Genomic DNA, 3,275 nt, shown 5'->3' with positions numbered 1-3,275 from the left:
GTGCTGCAAAGCAAGGTGGCGGTGTTCGTCGAGCTGTTCCAGCAGCGGCGCGCGCTGGCGCAGACGGTGGGCGAGCTGCAGCGGGTGATCGCGCTCAACGAGGCGATGGTGGCGGTGCTGACCCACGACCTGCGCACGCCGCTGCAGGCCATGATGGCCGGCGCCGACCTGATCCGCCGCAAGTCGGCCGACGAAGGCGCGCGTCAGGCGGCCGACGGCATCCGCTCCAGCGGCCAGCGCATGAACCGCATGATCGCGCAGCTGCTCGATTTCTCGCGCATCCGCTCGGGCTCGCTGCAGATCGACAAGGCACCGGCCGACCTGGGCGCGCTGTGCCGCCAGGTGCTGGACGAGATCCGCCAGGCGCGGCCCGATGCCCGCATCGAGCTGCAGACCGAAGGCGACCTGCAGGCCCGCTTCGACCCGGACCGGCTGATGCAGGTGATCGCCAATCTGGTGAGCAATGCGGTGCAGCACGGCTCGCCCGAAGAGCCGGTGTCGCTGCGGCTGGACGGCACGCAGCCCGAGGTCATCGGCGTGGAGGTGAGCAACACCGGCACGCTGCCGCCCGCGGTGCGCGAGCGGCTGTTCGAGCCCTTCCGCACCAGCAGCGCCAGCAGCGGCGGGCTGGGGCTGGGCCTGTACATCGTGGCCCAGTTCCTGGAAGCGCATGGCGGCCAGGTGCAGGGCCGCTCCACCGACGAAGGCCGCACCGTGTTCAGCTTCAGCCTGCCGCGCGACCTGCCGCTGCCGCCGGCCGCCTGAGCGCTGGCGCCCCGGCTGCGCCACACTTGCGCATGGCCCCCGAACCCACCCGCCCCGCCGACCCGCCCGCGGCGCCAGCCGCGCCCGCGGGCTACTGGCAACGCAACCGGCGCCTGATCGGCGTGCTGCTGCTGGTGTGGTCGGCCGTCACCTTCTGCGCGCTGTTCTTCGCGCGCGAACTGAGCTTCCAGTGGCTCAACTGGCCCTTCAGCTTCTGGTTCGCGGCCCAGGGCGCGCTGGTGATGTACGTGCTCATCATCGCGCTGTACGCGCGGGTGATGAACCGGGCCGATGAGGCGGCGCGGGGCGAGCCCTGAGGCAGGCCCCGGCGCTGTTTCAGCCCGCCGCCACCGGCAGCCGGGCCAGGGCCTGCACCGTGGCCAGGCAGGCGCGGGCGGCTTCGCCGCCCTTGGTCACGAAGTGCTCGCTGAAGTAGCGGCGGTGCTCTTCATGCTCGTGGAAGTGGTGCGGCGTGAGCACCGCCGAGATCACCGGCACGCCGGTGTCCAGCTGCACGCGCATCAGGCCGTCGATCACCGCATGGGCGACGAAGTCGTGGCGGTAGATGCCGCCATCGACCACCAGAGCGCAGCCGACGATGGCGGCATAACGGCCCGAGCGGGCCAGGCGCTGCGCATGCAGCGGGATCTCGAAGGCGCCGGGCACGTCGTAGAGGTCCACCGCATCGGGCGGCACGTCGTGGCGGGCCAGTTCGGCCAGGAAGGCCTCGCGGGCGCGGCCCACGATGTCGGCATGCCAGCCGGCCTGCACGAAGGCATAGCGCGCGCGTTGAGGGGAGTGGGAAGCAGTCGGTTGTTGCATGGAAGTCCTGTCTCTTTCATCCGGACTGTGACCGTCGGCCCTGGGATCCCACCAGGTCTGCTGACCCCGGACTGCCGTGGCAGGCCGGGCGCTCGCGGGCTTGTGCGGGCTGTGCCGCCATCACCGCCGGTGGGGAATTGCACCCCGCCCTGAGAAGCTGCCCGCCGCCATGTTGAGCCGCGGGCGGCGCGCAGTCTAAGCGCCGCCGCGATCACCCGCGTCCAGCAGGGCCTGTATCAGGTCGGCCGCGGGGTCGAAGTCCAGCGCTTCGATGTGCGCCGCCAGTTCGTGGAAGCGGGTGGGGCCCAGCGCCCCCTGCAGCGCCGCCGCCCGGGCCTGGAAACGCGGCAGCGCGGTGAGGTCCTGCAGGCGCAGCAGCGCCACCAGCTGCTGCAGGCTCTCGGTGTCGGGCGCATCGTCGGCCTCGGCCCGGCCCGGGGCGGCCGCGCTGGCCTGGACCTCTCGCCGGGCCTGCCATTGCCGCAGCAGCGGCCGCGCCTGGCCTTCGAGCCGTGCCAGCGCGGTGGCCAGCGACTGCAGCGCCGCCAGCAGCGACGACGGCGTGGCCACGGCCGCCTGCTCGGCCTGGCCGGCCAGGCGCTGCACCTCGTCGGCGCCCAGGGTGGCGGCGGTGCCGCGCAGCTTGTGCAGCCGCGCCGCCAGCGCGGGCGCGTCGGGCGTTGTGGCAGGCGGCTGCGCCAGGTCGCTGAAGTCGCGCAGCATGCGCTCCAGCAGCGAAGCGAAGAGCCCCGCATCGCCGCCCAGCCGCACGGCGGCCCCGGCCGCGTCGATGCCAGGCACCTCGGGCCAGTCGGCCGGCAGGCCGATGCCATCGCCCGCGACCACCGGCAACGCCCGGCCACGCGCCCGCTCCACATGGCGGCGCACGCAACGCACCAGCGCCTGCGCCTCCACCGGCTTGCTGAGGAAGTCGTTCATGCCGGCGTCGAACACCCGCTGCCGCTCGGCCAGCATGGCGCCCGCGGTCAGCGCCACCACCGGCAGCCGGGCCAGCGCGGGGTCGCGGCGCAGGCGGCGGGTGGCTTCCAGGCCGTCCATCACCGGCATCTGCACGTCCATCAGCACCAGGTCGATGTCAGGGCGCCGGCGCAGCTGGTCCAGCGCTTCGCGGCCGTTCACATGGGCCAGCACTTCGGCGCCTTCGCGCTCCAGCAGCCGGCGCGCCACTTCCAGGTTCAGTTCGCTGTCGTCCACCACCATCACCCGCACGCCGGGCAGCCAGCGCAGCGACTGGCCGTCAAGCCGGGTGGCGGCCAGCAAGGGGCCGCTGCGGCCATGGCGGGCCAGCGCCTGGTTGACGGCGTTGAAGAGCGCGGCGGCCGTCACCGGCTCGGCCAGCACCGCGTCGGCGGTGCCCTCGCCTGCCGCCGCGTCGGCGGTGCCCTCGCCCGCCGCCGCATCGCCGGCTGACACCAGCACCAGCGCCGGCTCGCCGGGCGCAGGCAGCACGGCCCGCCACTGCTGCAGCAGTGCGGGCGCTGCTTCGGCCGGCGCCGGGGCGGGGTCGATCACCAGCACGTCGGCCAGCGCCATCCGGCCCGCCGCCTGGGCGGATGCGCTGGCGCATTCGTCGGTCTGCCAGCCCAGCGCCTTGGCCGCGCCCAGCAAGGCGGGCCGCTGCTCGCTGCCCAGGCCCACCAGCAGCAGCCGCAGGGTGGCGGTGCCCG

4 protein-coding genes and 1 riboswitch are annotated in these 3,275 nt (G+C 74.0%); of the genes, 2 read left to right on the top strand and 2 right to left on the bottom strand.

The features are described 5' to 3' along the window. Together ABNT58_RS12385 and ABNT58_RS12380 are read left to right on the top strand one after the other, a co-directional pair. Positions 1-765, top strand: a 765-nt coding sequence (locus ABNT58_RS12385) for a HAMP domain-containing sensor histidine kinase (protein ID WP_348753782.1), incomplete at its 5' end; no start/stop codon positions are given. A gap of 32 nt (positions 766-797) precedes the next feature. Next, positions 798-1,082, top strand: coding sequence for a DUF4212 domain-containing protein (locus ABNT58_RS12380; protein WP_348753781.1), 285 nt, complete (start codon positions 798-800; stop codon positions 1,080-1,082). A 19-nt stretch (positions 1,083-1,101) separates the two neighbouring features. Here the strand turns inward: ABNT58_RS12380 and ABNT58_RS12375 are convergent, their stop codons facing one another. Together ABNT58_RS12375 and ABNT58_RS12370 are read right to left on the bottom strand one after the other, a co-directional pair. After that, positions 1,102-1,587, bottom strand: coding sequence for a 6,7-dimethyl-8-ribityllumazine synthase (locus tag ABNT58_RS12375; RefSeq protein WP_348753780.1), 486 nt, complete (start codon positions 1,585-1,587; stop codon positions 1,102-1,104). A 4-nt stretch (positions 1,588-1,591) separates the two neighbouring features. Beyond that, a riboswitch (FMN riboswitch) is annotated at positions 1,592-1,746 on the bottom strand. A 36-nt stretch (positions 1,747-1,782) separates the two neighbouring features. Next, a partial coding sequence (locus ABNT58_RS12370) for a response regulator (RefSeq protein WP_348753779.1) occupies positions 1,783-3,275 on the bottom strand: 1,493 nt, incomplete at its 5' end.

It is taken from the genome of uncultured Aquincola sp., assembly GCF_964001545.1.
Lineage (GTDB): Bacteria > Pseudomonadota > Gammaproteobacteria > Burkholderiales > Burkholderiaceae_C > Aquincola.
Note: the sequence above shows the minus strand (reverse complement) of the source record. Positions and strands in the feature narration are given on the sequence as shown.

Bases quoted from the DNA above. Each gene is read 5' to 3' on its own strand.
- ABNT58_RS12375 (WP_348753780.1), bottom strand. From the start codon at position 1,587: ATGCAACAACCGACTGCTTCCCACTCCCCTCAACGCGCGCGCTATGCC.
- ABNT58_RS12380 (WP_348753781.1), top strand. From the start codon at position 798: ATGGCCCCCGAACCCACCCGCCCCGCCGACCCGCCCGCGGCGCCAGCC.